The organism is Halorussus marinus (assembly GCF_004765795.1).
GTDB lineage: Archaea > Halobacteriota > Halobacteria > Halobacteriales > Haladaptataceae > Halorussus > Halorussus marinus.
The window spans coordinates 164,983-178,487 of sequence record NZ_SBIV01000004.1; the positions used below are offsets into that span (position 1 = coordinate 164,983).

At 69.0% G+C, this 13,505-nt stretch carries 16 protein-coding genes; 9 read left to right on the forward strand and 7 right to left on the reverse strand.

Annotated elements, in window-relative coordinates; genetic code table 11:
- Window positions 1–267: 267 nt before the first annotated feature.
- On the reverse strand, window positions 268–1,017 hold the full coding sequence (locus tag EPY72_RS09970; protein WP_134670076.1) for a sensor domain-containing protein: 750 nt from the start codon (window positions 1,015–1,017) through the stop codon (window positions 268–270).
- Between the two features lie 119 nt (window positions 1,018–1,136).
- Between EPY72_RS09970 and EPY72_RS09975 the strand changes: the two genes are divergently transcribed.
- The 4 genes from EPY72_RS09975 (at window position 1,137) to EPY72_RS09990 (ending at window position 2,854) form a co-directional block, all read left to right on the forward strand.
- Complete coding sequence (locus EPY72_RS09975) at window positions 1,137–1,532, forward strand: helix-turn-helix domain-containing protein (protein ID WP_134670078.1); 396 nt, start codon at window positions 1,137–1,139, stop codon at window positions 1,530–1,532.
- Window positions 1,529–1,843, forward strand: a complete 315-nt coding sequence (locus tag EPY72_RS09980) for a hypothetical protein (RefSeq protein WP_134670079.1) — start codon at window positions 1,529–1,531, stop codon at window positions 1,841–1,843. Before EPY72_RS09975 ends, EPY72_RS09980 begins: the two co-directional genes overlap by 4 nt.
- Window positions 1,833–2,099 carry a DUF7521 family protein gene (locus EPY72_RS09985; RefSeq protein WP_135806317.1) on the forward strand — a complete coding sequence of 89 codons (267 nt, stop codon included), beginning with the start codon at window positions 1,833–1,835 and terminating at the stop codon, window positions 2,097–2,099. The genes EPY72_RS09980 and EPY72_RS09985 overlap by 11 nt, the downstream gene beginning before the upstream one ends.
- Window positions 2,100–2,191: 92 nt before the next feature.
- A complete protein-coding gene (locus EPY72_RS09990; RefSeq protein WP_134670083.1) occupies window positions 2,192–2,854 on the forward strand; it encodes a sensor domain-containing protein in 663 nt (220 codons plus the stop codon).
- Between the two features lie 197 nt (window positions 2,855–3,051).
- Here EPY72_RS09990 and EPY72_RS09995 read toward each other — a convergent pair whose 3' ends face one another.
- Together EPY72_RS09995 and EPY72_RS10000 are read right to left on the reverse strand one after the other, a co-directional pair.
- A complete protein-coding gene (locus EPY72_RS09995) occupies window positions 3,052–3,927 on the reverse strand; it encodes a DUF4097 family beta strand repeat-containing protein (RefSeq protein WP_135806318.1) in 876 nt (291 codons plus the stop codon).
- A gap of 77 nt (window positions 3,928–4,004) precedes the next feature.
- Window positions 4,005–6,230, reverse strand: coding sequence for a CDC48 family AAA ATPase (locus tag EPY72_RS10000; RefSeq protein WP_134670087.1), 2,226 nt, complete (start codon window positions 6,228–6,230; stop codon window positions 4,005–4,007).
- A 225-nt stretch (window positions 6,231–6,455) separates the two neighbouring features.
- Between EPY72_RS10000 and larC the strand changes: the two genes are divergently transcribed.
- Together larC and EPY72_RS10010 are read left to right on the forward strand one after the other, a co-directional pair.
- Complete coding sequence (gene larC / locus EPY72_RS10005) at window positions 6,456–7,802, forward strand: nickel pincer cofactor biosynthesis protein LarC (RefSeq protein WP_135806319.1); 1,347 nt, start codon at window positions 6,456–6,458, stop codon at window positions 7,800–7,802.
- Between the two features lie 168 nt (window positions 7,803–7,970).
- Window positions 7,971–8,462 (forward strand): MOSC domain-containing protein, encoded by a 492-nt coding sequence (locus EPY72_RS10010; RefSeq protein WP_135806320.1) that lies wholly within the window; start codon window positions 7,971–7,973, stop codon window positions 8,460–8,462.
- 48 nt (window positions 8,463–8,510) lie between these two features.
- Here the strand turns inward: EPY72_RS10010 and EPY72_RS10015 are convergent, their stop codons facing one another.
- Complete coding sequence (locus EPY72_RS10015; RefSeq protein ID WP_134670093.1) at window positions 8,511–9,692, reverse strand: trans-sulfuration enzyme family protein; 1,182 nt, start codon at window positions 9,690–9,692, stop codon at window positions 8,511–8,513.
- Between the two features lie 232 nt (window positions 9,693–9,924).
- Window positions 9,925–10,677, reverse strand: coding sequence for a hypothetical protein (locus EPY72_RS10020; RefSeq protein WP_135806321.1), 753 nt, complete (start codon window positions 10,675–10,677; stop codon window positions 9,925–9,927).
- A gap of 82 nt (window positions 10,678–10,759) precedes the next feature.
- On the opposite strand from EPY72_RS10020, the gene radB reads away from it, so the two are divergent.
- Window positions 10,760–11,455 carry a DNA repair and recombination protein RadB gene (gene radB, locus EPY72_RS10025; protein ID WP_134670097.1) on the forward strand — a complete coding sequence of 232 codons (696 nt, stop codon included), beginning with the start codon at window positions 10,760–10,762 and terminating at the stop codon, window positions 11,453–11,455.
- A gap of 7 nt (window positions 11,456–11,462) precedes the next feature.
- On the opposite strand, the gene EPY72_RS10030 is transcribed toward radB, so the two are convergent.
- On the reverse strand, window positions 11,463–11,834 hold the full coding sequence (locus tag EPY72_RS10030; RefSeq protein WP_134670099.1) for a 30S ribosomal protein S8e: 372 nt from the start codon (window positions 11,832–11,834) through the stop codon (window positions 11,463–11,465).
- 113 nt (window positions 11,835–11,947) lie between these two features.
- Here EPY72_RS10030 and EPY72_RS10035 point away from each other — a divergent pair, with 113 nt between their 5' ends.
- Window positions 11,948–12,400, forward strand: a complete 453-nt coding sequence (locus EPY72_RS10035) for a DUF2240 family protein (protein ID WP_134670101.1) — start codon at window positions 11,948–11,950, stop codon at window positions 12,398–12,400.
- 25 nt (window positions 12,401–12,425) lie between these two features.
- Window positions 12,426–12,827, forward strand: coding sequence for a DUF7993 family protein (locus EPY72_RS10040; RefSeq protein WP_135806322.1), 402 nt, complete (start codon window positions 12,426–12,428; stop codon window positions 12,825–12,827).
- On the opposite strand, the gene EPY72_RS10045 is transcribed toward EPY72_RS10040, so the two are convergent.
- Window positions 12,801–13,460: an HAD family hydrolase gene (locus EPY72_RS10045; protein WP_134670105.1), complete on the reverse strand. Its 660-nt coding sequence runs from the start codon at window positions 13,458–13,460 to the stop codon at window positions 12,801–12,803. The genes EPY72_RS10040 and EPY72_RS10045 overlap by 27 nt on opposite strands.
- Between the last annotated feature and the right edge of the window lie 45 nt (window positions 13,461–13,505).

A 13,505-nucleotide genomic window follows, 5' to 3' on the forward strand; every position in this document is an offset into this window, starting at 1 on the left:
GTGCGCCGGAAGGCAAACCGCGTCTTCCGAGTCTTGGCTCGCTTCGATCGCCAAGACGCCCCGAGAGACACACCTTGCAAAGCGTTCATGAAAACGCGTCGTCACCCCCTCAGGCGGCCTACGGTCGCCTTCGAGGATTCCTCGGTCCGCTCGCTCGGACTCCGGCCTCGCTCGCGGTACCACTGCTCGAACTCCCAGAGAGACACGACTGCGTGAACGCCGCGAGAGACAAATTTCGACGACACCGGGAACTCCGGCGACGCTACTTCACGCGTCGGACACCGCCCACTCGCCCGTGCTCGACCCGAGCATGACCTTGGTGTACCACCCCGAGAGGCGCGCGAGCCCGTTGAGCAGGTGGAGCGACGCCACGCCGAGCAGGACGCCGCCGCCGGCGACCGCGAGCGCCTCCGAGAGGGTCGTGACCTGCCACGACCCCACGCTGACGACCGTCTCGACGCCGACGAGGATCTGTCGCCACGCCACGTACAGCGACGGGTGGAACTCGATCGGCGCGTCGGTCACGACGCCGACGTACACGCCCGGTTGCTGGTAGACGAACGGGACCGCGAGCAGACTCGTCGCGGTGACCAGCAGGGTGGTGACAACGACGAACGAGACCACGCCGATGACGAACTTCGAGCCGAGGTAGACGAGCGCCTTCCACGTCCCGACGTCGATCACGAGTCGCTTTGCGCGCTCGATCAGCGACTCCGGCGTCGGCCCACTGGCGGTCTCGATGTGGACCCCGAGCAACAGCGTCGCCAGTTCGCGCTCGACGGCCGCCAGACCGGTCGAGACGGCGAGGACCGCGAGCAGTATCGGGATGCCGATCACCGTGATCGCCAGTCCGACTCCCAGCGACAGCCCGATCGAGAGGAACACGAAGTAGACGAGCCCGAGCGGGAACGCCAGGACGAGATACAGCAGGTTCCGGTAGGTCTGAAGCCGGAGCGGGACGCCAAAGACCGACCGGAGGCTGTCGGTGACACTCGCCGAGCGGCGGTTCGATGCCATCCCAACTGGCCGAACAGTCACGCCCGATTACAATAAGTATTGCGCTGGGTCGCCGAGCCAGCGAGTCCCGGTGAGCTTTAACTGTCGGCCGTTCGAACGACTCGACGGACGGAGATGGAATGGCCGCCCGAGGACACCGGTCTGGGCCCGCGCGGCGACGGGAGGTCGCCACCGTGAGCGACGCCGCCACCGCGGTGTTCGACCTGCTCGACGATGAGTACGCCCGGGCCATCCTGATCGAGACTTACGACGAGGCGCTGTCGGCCGAGGCGCTGGCTGAGGCCTGCGACGCGTCGCCGTCGACCATCTACCGGCGGATCGAGCGACTCGAAGACCAGCGGCTCCTCGACGCCGAACAGCGCCTCGATCCCGACGGCCACCACTACAAGGTGTACGGCACGAACCTCCAGCGGGTCACGGTCGAACTCACCGCCGAAGGGTTCGAACTCGACGTCGACCGGGCGGAGGACCCGGCCGACCGGTTCACCCGGCTCTACGAGGGGTTCAAAGGATGATCGGGGTCGTACTCCAGACCGCGGTCGGCGGCTCGGAGACGGTCGTCGTGCTCGCGCTCGCGGGTCTCTTGCTCGCGACGGGCCTGTCGGCGCTCGTGGTCGCGAAGCTGATCCGGGGCTACCGCCGGAACGGCACCCGACTCATGCTGTATCTCGGGGCCGGCCTCGGCCTGCTGGTGACCGCGCCGATGGTCCTCCGGCTCGTGCTGTCGAACCTCGTGGTCGTCTCGCCCGCCACCCGGTCGCTCGCCACGGCCGGGCTCGAACTGCTCGGCCTCGCGGCCATCCTGTACGCAATCTATGACCCCTGATTACGTCACCCTCGCGTCGGCGCTGACCGCGGCCATCGGGCTGGTAGTCACGTATCAGGCCGCCCGGGGGTACCGGCGCCACGCCAGCGAGGCGATGGGCCTGCTCGCGGTCGGCGTGGCGTGTTTCACGGCGATTCCGTTCGTTCTCACCGAACTGTTCGCGCCCGCGCTGGCGTGGTCCGACGGCCTGACGCTTTTGTCGGTCGTCACGGCCTACAACGTGGGGCTGATCGCGATCCTCTACTCGCTTCGATAACCACACTAAACTCTTTCGCCGAGTCGCTCGGCGGGCGACCGCCGACCCCGGTTTATGGATTCGGCTCGCATAGTCACAATCGAGGTGACACGATGACGACTTCGCTCAGGGACGCCGCGGTCGCGTTCGTCGGCGTCCCCGCACGGCCCCAGACGTATCGGAACCTGCTGTACCTCGTCCTGGCGTTCCCGCTCGGGCTCGGGTACTTCCTCGTGCTCGCGACGGGGTTCTCGCTGGGGACGGGGCTCGCGATCACGGTGGTCGGCGTCCCGATCCTGCTGGCGACGCTGGCCGCCGCCCGACTGCTCGCGAACGTCGAGGCCGAGCTCGCGAACCGACTGCTCGGGGTCGAGGCCGCCAGCGCGGCGCTCGACACCTCCGACGGCGCCCTCGCGGTCGCCAACCGGCTCGCGACCGAGCCCCGGACGTGGCTCGGCGTGGTGTATCTCGCCGGGAAGTTCGCGTTCGGCGTCGCCGCGTTCGTCGCCCTCACCGCCGCGCTGTCTGTTTCGGCGTCGCTGCTCGCCGCCCCGCTGACCTACTCGTCGTCCTACCACGTCGGCGCCCGGTTCGGGACCCTCTCGGTCGGGCCGTTCGAGTCGGGCGCGCTCGCCGTCGACGCTCTCCCCGAGGCGGTGGGCGTCGCACTCGTCGGCGCGTTCGTCGCGCTCGTCTCGCTCCACCTCCTCAACGGGCTCGCGCGCGCCTCGGGGCTCGCCGCCGAGGCGCTGTTGGGCCCTTCGACGACGAAGTGAGCGTCCCGATCCCGCTGGTGCGTTCGACCCCCCATCCCGCTGACGCGGTCGACTCTCCATCCCGCTGACGCGGTCGACTCTCCTTTCTGCCGGCCAACTCGGTCCGGTGTGCCGCCGGCTGACGCGACATCACACACGTCGGCGGTGACGGTACTCGATCCGAAAAACAGCGCTCGAAAGCGTCGGTCGCGATCGGCTCAGTCCAGCGCGGTCACCGACACGTCGCCGTTGTCCGAGCGCAGTCGTAACTCGGCGTCGGCGTCTTCGGGGCCCGCCTCGGCGTACTCGTCGGTCCGCGTCGCGACGTCGAACGGTCCGTCGATCGATACGTCGCCGCGGTCGGTCCGGAGCACCAGTCGGGCGTCGACGTCGGGCGAGACCGCCGCCTCGACGTCGCCGTTATCGGTTTCGACGCTCGTGTCGCCCCGGACCGAAGGGATCTCGACGTCGACGTCGCCGTTTTCCGAGGAAGCGCCGTCGAGGCCGCCGACGTTCCGAGCGACGGCGTCGCCGTTCTCGGTCTGGGCGGTGACGTATCCCGAGATACCCCGTGCCTCGGCATCGCCGTTGTCAGTCTGGACGGTGACCTCGCCGTCGACGTTTCGCGCGACGGCGTCGCCGTTCCGGGACTCGACGGTTGCGTCGCCGGTCACGCCACGGACGTCGGCGTCGCCGTTGCGCGTCCGGACGGCGTCGACGGTCACGCCGTCGGGGATGTCGGCGGTCACGTCGACGGCGGGCGTGCCCTGGAACCACGAACCGTCGTCGTCGGTTCGGGCTTCGACGCGGACGGTGTCGCCGTCCCTGCCGACGTCGACGCTCGCGTCCGAGAGGTCGGCGAACACCGAGCCGGACTTCTTGACGGTTTCGAGCCGCGGCGACCCCGATCGGACGGTCACGTCGCCGTTGTCGGCGTCGATCGCGAGCGAGTTGCCGTCGCCCACGTCGAACTCGTGGGTCTCTTCGAGGCGCTTGCCGACGAACGGCGTCGCGCCGGTACAGCCCGACAGGCCGACCAGCGCGGCGCTCGCGCCGGCCGCCAGAAATCGGCGTCGATCGGTTGTTCTGGTCATGTACGTCGACCTACACGGGGAGACACCTTAAAATCGGAAACGCGGTCGCCGGCCGAGCGAACGACCCGAAGAGTTATTTACTGGAAGCCGATGCGTCCGCCCCGACGACCCTCGCTGGGGCCGGACGAGCCGCCCTTGAACTCTTCTTCCATCTGGTCGTAGTAGTCGAGCAGGTCCTCGGTGATGGTCGGCCGGACGTTGTCCATCGCCTGCCGGAAGTGACTCATCCCGACCTCGGTGGCGTCGTCGTCCTCGCGGAGCGCCTCGATCGCCGCCTCCCGGGCGATCGATTCGAGGTCGCTCCCCACGTAGCCGTCGGTGATCTCGGCGAGCTCGCGCAGGCTCACGTCGGGCGACAGCGGTGTGTCGTCCGTGTGGATCTTCAGGATCTGCTCGCGGCCCTCCTCGTCGGGCTGGCCGATCATCACGAGCCGATCGAACCGCCCCGACCGGATCAGCGCGGGGTCGATCATGTCCGGGCGGTTGGTCGCGCCGATGACCATCACGTCGCCTTTCTCTTCGAGGCCGTCGAGCTCGGTCAACAGCTGATTGACCACGCGCTCGGAGACGTTCGAGCCCATCTCCTGGCTCCGGGAGGGCGCGAGGCTGTCGAGCTCGTCGAAGAAGATGACGGTCGGGGAGACCTGCCGGGCCTTCCGGAACGTCTGGCGGATCGCCTTCTCGGACTCGCCGACCCACTTCGAGAGGAGCTGGGGCCCCCGGACCGAGATGAAGTTGGCGTTGGTCTCGTTGGCGACCGCCTTCGCCATCAGGGTCTTGCCAGTCCCGGGCGGCCCGTAGAGCAACACGCCGCTGGGCGGGGAGATGCCCATCCGCCTGAACTTCTGGGGCGAGGAGAGGGGCCACTCGACGCTCTCTTTGACCTGCTGTTTGGCGTCTTCGAGCCCGCCGACGTCGTCCCACGACACTTTCGGAAGCTCGACGAGCACCTCCCGCATCGCCGAGGGCTCGACCTCGTTGAGCGCGCCGTTGAAGTCCTGGCGCTTGACGATCATCCGGTCGATGAGACTCGGCGGGATGTCCTCCTCGTCGAGGTCGATCTCGGGGAGGTAGCGCCGAAGCGCCTTCATCGCCGCCTCCTTGGTCAGACTCTCGATGTCCGCGCCCACGAACCCGTGGGTGTCGTTGGCGAGCGAGTCGAGCGCCACGTCGTCGGAGAGGGGCATCCCCCGGGTGTGGATCTGGAGGATCTCCTCGCGGCCCGTCTCGTCGGGCACGCCGATCTCGATCTCGCGGTCGAACCGGCCCGGGCGCCGCAGTGCGGGGTCGACCGAGTCGACGCGGTTGGTCGCCGCGATGACGATGACCTGCCCGCGGGATTCGAGCCCGTCCATCATCGTCAGCAGTTGGGCGACCACGCGGCGTTCGACCTCGCCGGTCACGTCCTCGCGCTTGGGCGCGATGGAGTCGAGCTCGTCGATGAAGATGATCGACGGCGACTCCTCGGTGGCGTCCTCGAAGATCTCTCTGAGTTGCTGTTCGGACTCGCCGTAGTATTTCGAGATGATCTCGGGGCCCGCGATCGAGAAGAAGCTCGCGGACGTCTCGTTGGCGACCGCCTTCGCCAGCAGGGTCTTGCCCGTACCCGGCGGGCCGTGGAGCAGGACCCCTTGGGGCGGCTCGATCCCGAGCTTCTTGAAGATCTGGGGGTGTTTCATCGGGAGCTCGACCATCTCCCGGACGCGCTGAATCTCGTTTTCGAGCCCGCCGATGTCCTCGTAGGTGATGCCACCCCCGGTCTTCTCGAAGCCGCTGATCGGCTCCTCGCGGAGTTCGACCTCGGTGTCCTCGGTGATGAGACAGACTCCGTCTGGCTCGGTCTCGACCGCGATGAGCGGGATCGCCTGTCCGGGCGACCGCATGAACGGGTGGTTGGTCGATGACATCACGGGGACGATGTCGCGTTCGACCACCGGGCGCTTGAGGATCTGGCGCTTGACCATCCCGGCCGCATCGGAGCCGAACTGGACGCTGGCCTCCTCGGGCGGGGCCAACACGAGCTTGTCGGCCTTCTCGGCGTCGGCCTTCCGGATCTCGACGCGCTCGCCGATTCCCACGTCGGCGTTCTGGCGGGTGAACCCGTCGATCCGGACCGTGTCGGTGTTCCAGTCCTGCCGGTCGGCGCGCCACACCTTCGCCGCGGTGGTGTCGCCGCCTTCGATCTCGATGATGTCGCCCGGGCTCAGCTTCAGGTGAAGCAGCGTGTCCGGGTCGAGGCGGGCGATGCCGCGGCCCGAGTCGTTCGGGTACGCCTTCGCCACTTCTAGTTGGACTTCATTCATGATTGGGAGACGCGAAGATTGTTTCTGGATCCGCGCCCGTGAGGGATAAGTCCTTTGCTGTCGGGAATATCGGCCGTCGCGCGGGGACGACGGGCCGAAGCGGTCGAGTTCATACTATGCGGTAAGATACGATTTCGCGCTACAAAGCCGTTTGGTGTGGGGCCGTCTCTCGGGCGGCGCCCGACAACCCCGGTCTTTTTCGCCGCGAGCGCCCCACGTCTCGGCATGAAGACGCTCGCATTCGACGGCGGAATGGGCGCCAGCGGCGACATGATACTCGCCGCCCTGCTCGCGGCCGGCGCGGACCGCGATGCGCTCGCGCCCGTCGAGGAAGCGCTGGACGTCCGGTACGAGGTGACCCCGACCGAGAAGAACGGGATCTCGGCGACGGGCGTCGCCGTCCTGCTAGACGGCGGCGAGGGCCGCGAACGCGCCGGAAACGGACACGTAGACGAGGACGACCATCGCGACCACGACCACGACCACGACCACGACCACGACCACGACCACGACCACGACCACGACCACGACCACGACCACGACCACGACCACGACCACGCGGAGGGGGCCGGCCCGCTCCGGACCTACCCGGAGGTCGTCGAGATCGTCGAGTCGATGGATCTCTCGGACGGCGTCGAGGCCGACGCGCTCGCGGTCTTCGAGCGCCTCGGGGAGGCGGAGGCGAGCGTCCACGGCACCGACCTCGACTCGACGCACTTCCACGAAGTCGGGGCCGACGACGCCATCGCGGACGTGGTCGGCGCGGCGCTACTCCTCGAGGACCTCGATCCGGATCGAGTGGTCGCGACGCCGCTGTCGACCGGCGGCGGCACCGTCGAGATGAGCCACGGCGCCTACCCGGTGCCGACGCCCGCCGTGGTCGAGATCGCCGAGCGCGCCGACTGGTCGCTCCGGGGCGGCCCGGTCGAGGCCGAACTGCTCACGCCGACGGGCGCGGCCGTTCTCGCGCACTTCGCGGAGGGCGTCGGCGAACTCCCGTCGCTCCGGATCGACTCGTCGGGCTACGGCGCGGGCGGGTACGACTTCCCCGAGCATCCGAACGTGCTCCGGGCGCTGGTGGGCGAGAGCGACGCCGAGCGCGGCGGCCGACTCGTCCGCGACGACGTGGCGGTGCTCGAAACGAACCTCGACGACGCCCCGCCCGAGATTCTCGGCGGCCTCCAGGAGTCGCTCGCCGAGGCCGGCGCACGGGACGTCTCGATCGTCCCGCTGACGATGAAGAAGTCCCGGCCCGGCCACCTCGTGAAGGTCGTCTGCAAGCCGGCGGACGCCGAACGGGTCGCGCGGCGGCTCGCCGAGGAGACCGGCACGCTCGGCGTCCGACAGGCCGGGGCGACCCACCGGTGGATCGCCCGCCGGGAGATCGAGTCGGTCGCGGTCGAGATCGACGGCGAACGGTACGCGGTCGACGTGAAGATCGCCAGCGACGACGACGGCGCGGTGTACGACGTGAGCGCCGAGTACGACGACTGCGCCGCGGTCGCGCGAGAGGCAGACGCGCCGGTGCGCGAGGTGATGCGTCGGGCCGAGAGCGCCGCGAACCGGCGGTAGGGGGACGACGCCGCCGTCGCGCGGTTCCGTCGCCGAAACGACGAGACCGACGGAGCGTGATTCTCTTGACAGTCGACCGAACCCTCGGCCCCCGTGTGAGTCTGCCGTAGACGCGGCGGGGTCGCCGACACCCGGAGGTTTATACGCTCATCAGACAGCGTAGTACGCATGACCGGAAGCGGCACCGTCGAACGGATTTTCACCGCGCCCGAGGCCGAGGCGGAGATGGAAGAACGGACCGACGTCGAGGCGATCGCCGGGAGCGGACTCCGGGGCGACCGCTACTTTCGCGAGATCGAGACGGGGACTTTCGTCGAGTGGGACGCCGACGAGGACCGCCACGACGGGTACGACCTCACGCTGATCGAGCGAGAGGCCGTTACGGCGATCGAACGCGAGGCGGGTATCGAACTCGCGCCCGGGGAACACCGACGGAACGTCGAGACCCGAGAAGTCGCTCTCAATCATCTCGTCGGTCGCCGATTCCGAGTCGGTGACGCCGTCTGTCGAGGGGATCGGTTGTGCGAACCGTGCGCTCACCTCCAGCGGATCACCCAAGACGGCGTGTTGCAGGCGCTCGCTCACCGGGGCGGGCTCCGAGCCGACGTTCTCGAAGACGGGACGATCCGCCCCGGCGACGCCATCGAACCGCTTGACTGATCCGTCCCCGTCCGGCCGGGATCGGCGAGTGCGACACGGGGCGCGGGTCTACGGGAGCGCGGTCCGGAGGTCCTCGCGGAGGTCGTCGGCGTCTTCGATGCCGGTCGAAACCCTGACCAGCGTCTCGGGGATCTCGGCGGTGGCCGACCCGTGGCTGATCTCGTCGGGGAGCATCAGCGACGGGACCTCGACGAGGCTCTCGACGCCGCCGAGGCTGGCCCCGGGCGTGAATATTTCGAGGCCCTCGACGAACGCCTCGAGTTCGACGAGCGTGCCATCGAACTCGAAGGAGAGCATCCCGCCGTACCCCGACATCTGTTCGGACGCCAGATCGTGTTGGGGATGGCTCTCTAGACCGGGGTAGCGGACGCGGGCGACCCGGTCGTGGTCCTCGAGGAGGCGCGCGACCGCCATCGCGTTTTCCTGGTGGTGTTCCATCCGCGCCGGCAGGGTCTTGATGCCGCGCGCGACGAGGTAACAATCGAACGGCGAGAGGACGTTTCCGAGCCCGATCCGTTGGGCAAACGCCAGTTTCTCGAAGACTGCGTCGTCGTCGGTGACGACGGCACCACCGATCGAGTCCGAGTGGCCGTTGAGGTACTTGGTGGTGCTGTGGACGACGACGTCGGCACCCAGTTCGAGCGGCGCCTGAAAGTACGGGCTCGCGAAAGTGCTGTCGACCCCGAACGGGACGCCGCGGTCGCGGGCGATGTCTGCCATCGATCGGACGTCACACAGACGCACCAACGGGTTCGTCGGTGTCTCCGCCCAGATCAGGTCGGTGTCCGAATCGACCGCCGCGGCGACGTTGTCCGGGTCGCGGGCGTCGACGAACTCCACGTCGACCCCGAGATGGCCGGCGACGTGTTCCGTGAGCAGTTTTTCGGTGCCGCCGTAGACGGAGTCCGACGAGACGACGTGGCCGCCCGGCGGGACCAGCGACAGAACCGTCGTCGAGATGGCGGCCATCCCCGAGGCGAACGCGAGTCCGTGCTCGCCGCCTTCGAGACGGGCCAGCTGGTCTTCGAGGGCCGCCCGGGTGGGGTTGCTCTCGCGCGAATAGTCGTGTTCGTTGGCATCGTCGCCGTCTGCCCACCGAAAGGTGCTCGAGAGGTGTACCGGCGGGACGACGTCACTCGTCGGGCGTTCCTCGGACCTCCTCGCGGTCTCGGCCGCCCCGACGGCGATCGTCGCGAATCCGTTTTCGTGGGAACTGTCGTTTCGTGTCATAGGTGGATCACCGTTCGCCCAACTCGCACGGAGTCGGCCACCGCTGCGGTTGGTTCGTCCGTGGAAAGAGTGTTCGGTAGCACGACATAGAGGTGCAGGTCGGGGCGAAATTGGCCAGTGACGACACACCGCGACGTGCATCGGGGTGTCGGTCGGACCTCCCACGGGAGTCTCAGTCCGCTCGCCCGCGTTCGGGTCGGCGTCCGAACGCGCAGTCCCGGTCGGGGAACCGTCACGTCGCGTCGTCCTCGCGGTGCTCGCGCATCGCCTCTTCGAGGGTCAGCTCTCCGGACGCCACGCGGCGCGCGAGTTCCTCGTCGATCTCGCGGTTGTCGTCGGCGCGCTCGCGCGAGCGGTTCTGGATGACCGTCAGCTCGCCCGGCGTCGGTTCGACTTCGCGGCTCTCGACGCGCTCGCCGTCGAGGCGCGCGATGTTCACCGCCGCGAGCACGTCGCCCATCCCGCGAGCGCCGGTGCCGAGGTACGGGGTCGTCCCGGTCTCGTCGACGAGCTCTACCGGCACGTCTTCGAGCGCTCGGATCAGCTTGCCGCCCTGTAATCTGGCGCCGTCGCCGATCCGGACCACCGGATCGACCGCGTCCGTGACTTCCTCTCGAACCACCTCTGCTACGTCGCCCAGCGGGACGTGGAAGGCCGCGACGACCATCTCGCCCGACAGCACCGCCACGCCGGGTCGAGTTCCCGGGTCGATCCCGACGACCGTCCGGCCGCCCTCGCCCCGCAAGAGCGCCAGCGCCTCCTCGACGGCCCGGCGGGGGTCGGCTGGGTCGGCGATCACCGTCCGGACGTCGGCGTCCGACTCCGCCGGCACGCTTTCGTCGTCGTCGGCTCGGACGAGCACGTCGGCGCTGTCGGGGGGGTCCGCGCCCGGTTCGACGGTGGTGAACGTCACGCCCCGGTCGCGAAGCTCGTTGACCACGCCGTGGTACAGCTCGAAGTCCTCGGTGGCGACGACGACTGTCACTCGCGAGTGTTCGATCCCGAGGGTCAAAACTCGTCCGCTCGGAATCCGGAGGCTTTTGCCCGGGTGGGACCAATCGGCGGGCGTGAACAACGAGGCCATCCCGACCGGGTGCGGGCCGCTCGACGACCTGCTCGACGGCGGGTTCGAGCGCGGGACCGTGACGCAGGTGTACGGCCCGCCAGCCGCGGGCAAGACGAACGTCGCGCTCGGGGCGGCGGTCGAAGTCGCCGCCGCCGGCGGGACCGCGGTGTACATCGACACCGAGGGGCTGTCGCTCGCGCGGTTCGAACAGGTCGCCTCGGCGAAGGCCGACGACGTCGAGGAGTTGACTTCCCGCATCGTGATCGAGGAGGCCTACGACTTCGAGGACCAACAGCAGGCGGTCCGGGACGCCGGCGAGTTCGCCGAGCGGGCGGATCTGGTGGTGCTCGACAGCGCCACCGGCTTCTACCGGATGGAGCGCTCGGAGGACACCGAGGGCGGGGAGGCGCTCCGGAAGGTCGCGAGTCAGGTCACCCACCTGCTGTCGCTGGCGCGCAAACACGACCTCGCGGTCGTGTTGACGAATCAGGTGTACACCGACCCCGACAGCGACCGCACCCGGCCGCTCGGGGGCCACACGCTCGAACACTGGACCGGCACGGTCGTCCGGATCGACCGGTTCCGGGGCGGGAACCGCCGGGCGACCCTCGAAAAACACCGCGCGAAGCCCGCGGGCGAGACCGCGCAGTTCGAGATCACGGACGCGGGGCTGTCGGGCGTCGAAGAACGGGTGTAGAAGCGAGTTACTCGACGAGGACGGCGTTCACGTTGCCGGTCTGGCCGGGTCGGGACGTGACGCGGGCCCGACCCTCGCTGGTCTCGATGACCGCGCCCTTGGTGACGATGTTCCGCCGGACGTAGTTGGGGTTGGCGGCGTTCTCGACGACGTCTTCGATGTCGGCCTCGACGGTCTCGCCGTCGATCGCGACGCTCGCGACGTTCGTCGACAGCGCGCGGACCTTCTGGGTGTTGCCCCGGGAGTCGAGGGTGCGGAACTTGGGGTCGCCGACCGTGGTCTCGGTCGGTTCGCGGCCCAGCTGGTGCTTTTTCTTCTTCTGCGCCGGGCGGAGTCGGCCGCCGGTGCGCTTGCGCGTCGAGTGTCCTTGGTCTTTCATACCCGTGAAATCGGCGAGCGCACACTTATATATCTCGGTTCCGCGCAATCGGCGGCTCCGGGCCGGCCCGCGGACCGACAGCTTTAGGCCGACCACGCGTCCGATTCGTACCGATGAGTCTCCGACGCGCAGTCGCGGCCCCGTTCAAGCAGAAGGGCCGCGAGCGCCTGCCAGAGAGCGAGCTCGTGGTCGCGCTGTCGCTGGACCGCGATTGGTTCTCGCCCGATCAGGCCGAGCGGCTGGTCGACGTGGCGACCGGACAGGGACTGCTCGACCGCCGGGACGACGGCGTCGTCGCGGGGTTCGACCCCTCGGCGGTCGAAATCCCCGACGGGTTCGTCCCCGACGAGTCGGTGCTTCAGGAGCAGTCGACGTTCGAGCGCCTACTCGATCAGGTGGTCGCGGCCGGCACCGAAAAGCAGACCGCGGTCGCCGAGATCAACGAACTACAGGGCGACCTCGGCGTGACAATCGAGGCCGCGGCGGTCGTGTACGCCCGCCGGCGCGGCGTCGACGTGCGCGAGGCGGCCGCCGACGCCCGCGAGGAACTGAAAGCCGAAGGGTAATTCCGCCCCCGCTCGTACCGTGCGTATGGTCGAGGAGCGAACCACCGACGGCAAGCGTATCGCCCAGTTGCTCGCCTCGGAGGTCGACGGCCGCGAGGATTCGGGACTGTCGGCGCTCGACGTCGCCGACGCCGACCCAGACGTCGAGGGGTCTGCCGACGGCGAACTCGCGTACCGCATCGTCAGCCACGCCGGCGACGAGACCGTCGCCTTCGCGGCGGTCTACGCCCACGAGGACCGTACCAGAGTGGAGTTTCAGGCGGGCGTCGACGCCGCGGCCGAGGCCGCCGCGGACGCCGGCCTGCGGGTGCGACCGAAGGCGGTCCGGCCGCCGCGAACCGTCGTCTTCGTCGAGGACGGCGCGGCGGTGAAACGCGCCACCGACGCGGTGGTCGCGGCCCTACAGGCTCTCGAGGAGACCGGGTAGCTCGGCCGCGAGCCGATCGCGTTCGACGTGGGCGTCGGCCGCCGGCGCGGGGTCGGGGCCCCCGTCGAAGACGACCTGTATCGCCGCCATCCCGGCGGCCTGCGCGCCGTGAACGTCGGCCTCGGGGTCGTCGCCGACGTAGACCGCTCGCTCGGGGGCGACCCCGAGTTCGTCGAGGATCGCCGCGAACGCGCGCTCGTCTGGCTTGCCGGCGTCGAGTTCGCCGGTCACGACCGTCGCGTCGAACGCGTCCACCCACTCGAACGCTTCGAGTTTGCTTCGCTGGGCGCGGGTCGACCCGTTCGTGAGGAGTCCGAGCCGATAGCGTTCGCGCAGGTCCGCGAGCAGGCCCGGGACCCCCTCGACCGGCGCGAGCGCGTCGCCGAGCGCCTCGCGGTAGGCCTCGGCGAGCGCCGCGGGATCGGCGTCGCTGTCGGCCGCGTCGAGGATGTCGGCGAAGATCGGCGTCCTGCTCTCGACGTCGAGGTAGTCGGCGTGGACATCTAGGTAGGTCGCCCGGTCGATTCGGGGCGCGCCGACCGCCTCGGTCGCGTCGTCGAGCACCTCCTGGCGGGGGCGATCGGGAACGGTCAGCGTGTAGTCGAAGTCGAAGACGACGGCGGTGACGGTCACGCCACGCTCTTGGACGGAGTCCGACTTGATACCTGCGGAGAGCAA

Coding starts and splice junctions, on each gene's coding strand:
- EPY72_RS09970 (WP_134670076.1), bottom strand. CDS start 1,017: ATGGCATCGAACCGCCGCTCGGCGAGTGTCACCGACAGCCTCCGGTCG.
- EPY72_RS09975 (WP_134670078.1), top strand. CDS start 1,137: ATGGCCGCCCGAGGACACCGGTCTGGGCCCGCGCGGCGACGGGAGGTC.
- EPY72_RS09980 (WP_134670079.1), top strand. CDS start 1,529: ATGATCGGGGTCGTACTCCAGACCGCGGTCGGCGGCTCGGAGACGGTC.
- EPY72_RS09985 (WP_135806317.1), top strand. CDS start 1,833: ATGACCCCTGATTACGTCACCCTCGCGTCGGCGCTGACCGCGGCCATC.
- EPY72_RS09990 (WP_134670083.1), top strand. CDS start 2,192: ATGACGACTTCGCTCAGGGACGCCGCGGTCGCGTTCGTCGGCGTCCCC.
- EPY72_RS09995 (WP_135806318.1), bottom strand. CDS start 3,927: ATGACCAGAACAACCGATCGACGCCGATTTCTGGCGGCCGGCGCGAGC.
- EPY72_RS10000 (WP_134670087.1), bottom strand. CDS start 6,230: ATGAATGAAGTCCAACTAGAAGTGGCGAAGGCGTACCCGAACGACTCG.
- larC (WP_135806319.1), top strand. CDS start 6,456: ATGAAGACGCTCGCATTCGACGGCGGAATGGGCGCCAGCGGCGACATG.
- EPY72_RS10010 (WP_135806320.1), top strand. CDS start 7,971: ATGACCGGAAGCGGCACCGTCGAACGGATTTTCACCGCGCCCGAGGCC.
- EPY72_RS10015 (WP_134670093.1), bottom strand. CDS start 9,692: ATGACACGAAACGACAGTTCCCACGAAAACGGATTCGCGACGATCGCC.
- EPY72_RS10030 (WP_134670099.1), bottom strand. CDS start 11,834: ATGAAAGACCAAGGACACTCGACGCGCAAGCGCACCGGCGGCCGACTC.
- EPY72_RS10035 (WP_134670101.1), top strand. CDS start 11,948: ATGAGTCTCCGACGCGCAGTCGCGGCCCCGTTCAAGCAGAAGGGCCGC.
- EPY72_RS10040 (WP_135806322.1), top strand. CDS start 12,426: ATGGTCGAGGAGCGAACCACCGACGGCAAGCGTATCGCCCAGTTGCTC.